The 2085-nt window shown below is 63.2% G+C and carries 1 protein-coding gene; it reads left to right on the top strand.

The genetic code is table 11. From position 1 onward, the window contains the following. Nucleotides 1–178: 178 nt before the first annotated feature. On the top strand, nucleotides 179–2085 hold a 1907-nt coding region (locus JHD07_RS38425; RefSeq protein WP_291631716.1), incomplete at its 3' end, for an efflux RND transporter permease subunit.

The raw sequence follows: 2085 nt of genomic DNA, 5'->3' as shown, positions 1-2085 counted from the left end.
CTGAGGCACGTCGCCGCACGGCTGCGATGTCGATGTCGATGTCGCAGCGGTAGCAGGGAAGTGAATGCTAGATAGCCGCCGGGGGGTTAGCGTTTCCGGCGGTGCTCAGGTAAAGGAAGAAGGGGATCGCCGCGGGGGCGGATCCCATATCTTCGCTTGACCTGGAATTGCCTGGCGCATGATTGCTCTGGTCCGTATTGCCCTGAGCCGGCCCTATACATTCGTCGTACTGGCGCTGCTGCTGCTGATCATCGGACCGCTCGCGGCGCTGCGAACACCGACCGACATCTTCCCGGATATCCGTATTCCCGTCATCGGTGTGGTCTGGCAGTACACCGGCCTGCCGCCGGACCAGATGTCCGGCCGCATCACCACCCCGTTCCAGCGCGCTCTGACGACCACGGTCAACGACATCGAGCATATCGTCGCCAATTCCTACACCGGCTTTGGCATCATCAAGATCTTCTTCCAGCCCAACGTCGACATCCGCACCGCCAACGCGCAGGTCACCGCGATCTCGCAGACCCTGCTCAGGCAGATGCCGCCGGGTGCGACACCCCCTTTGATCCTGAACTACTCGGCGTCCACCGTTCCGATCCTTCAGGTGGCCCTGTCGGGCGACGGGCTCACCGAGCAGAACCTCGCCGACATCGGCATCAACCAGCTTCGTACGCCGCTGGTCACCGTGCCCGGCGCGGCGATCCCGTACCCGTTCGGCGGCAAGCAGCGCCAGGTCCAGATCGACCTCAATCCGACCGCGCTCCAGGCCCGCGGCCTCTCCGGCCAGGACGTCGCCAATGCGCTCGCGGCACAGAACTTGATCACGCCCGTTGGCACTCAGAAGATCGGACAGTTCGAGTACAGTATCCAGCTCAACAATTCGCCGCTCCGGATCGAGGAACTCGGCAACCTGCCGATCAGGACCGTCAACGGCGCCATGGTCTATGTGCGCGATGTCGCGACCGTACGTGACGGCAATCCGCCGCAGACCAATATCGTCCATGTCGACGGCAACCGCTCCGTGCTGATGATGGTGCTGAAGGCCGGCGCGACCTCGACGCTCGATATCATCGCGGGGATCAAGCAGAAGGTCATCGACGTCAAGGACCAGATGCCGGAGGCGCTGAAGATCAACTTCATCGGTGATCAGTCCGTGTTCGTCCGCGGCGCGATCCAGGGCGTCGCCGTCGAGGGCGTGATCGCGGCGCTGCTTACCAGCGTCATGATCCTGCTGTTTCTCGGCAGCTGGCGCTCGACCGTCATCATCGCCGTCTCGATCCCGCTGTCGGTGCTTGGCGCCATCATCATGCTGTCGGCAATCGGCGAGACGCTGAACATCATGACGCTCGGAGGCCTCGCGCTCGCCGTCGGCATCCTGGTCGACGACGCCACGGTCACGATCGAGAATATCAACTACCATCTGGAGCAGGGCAAGCCGGTCGAGCAGTCCATCCTCGACGGCGCCAACCAGATCGTGACGCCCGCCTTCGTGTCGCTGCTCTGCATCTGCATCGTGTTCGTGCCGATGTTCTTCCTTTCAGGCGTCGCGCGCTTCCTGTTCGTGCCGATGGCGGAAGCCGTGATGTTCGCGATGATCTGGTCGTTCATCCTGTCGCGCACGCTGGTGCCGACCATGGCGAATTATCTGCTCAAGGCGCATGTCCATCACGAGGGCGGGCCCCCAGCATCGCGCAATCCCCTGGTCTGGTTCCAGCGCGGCTTCGAGGCGCGGTTCGAGCGCATCCGCGGGGGTTATCACGGCCTCCTTGGCCTGGCATTGGCGCACCGCGCGGTGTTCGTCATCGGTTTCATCTGCATCGTCGGGGCGTCCTTCGCGCTGGTACCGTTCCTCGGCCGCAACTTCTTCCCAGCCGTCGATGCCGGCAACATCCTGATGCATGTCCGCACCCAGGTCGGCACCCGGATCGAGGAGACCGCGAACCAGCTTGCCGATATCCAGAAAGCCGTGCGCAAGCTGATCCCGGGCGAGATCGAAACCATGACCGATAACATCGGCATGCCGATCTCCGGCATCAACCTGACCTACAACAACACCGGCGTGATCGGCCCGCAGGACGGCGACAT

The sequence above is a fragment of the Bradyrhizobium sp. genome, assembly GCF_016462955.1.
GTDB lineage: Bacteria > Pseudomonadota > Alphaproteobacteria > Rhizobiales > Xanthobacteraceae > Bradyrhizobium.
The sequence above is the reverse complement of the archived record's forward strand: the minus strand, read 5'-3'. Positions and strand labels throughout refer to the sequence as shown.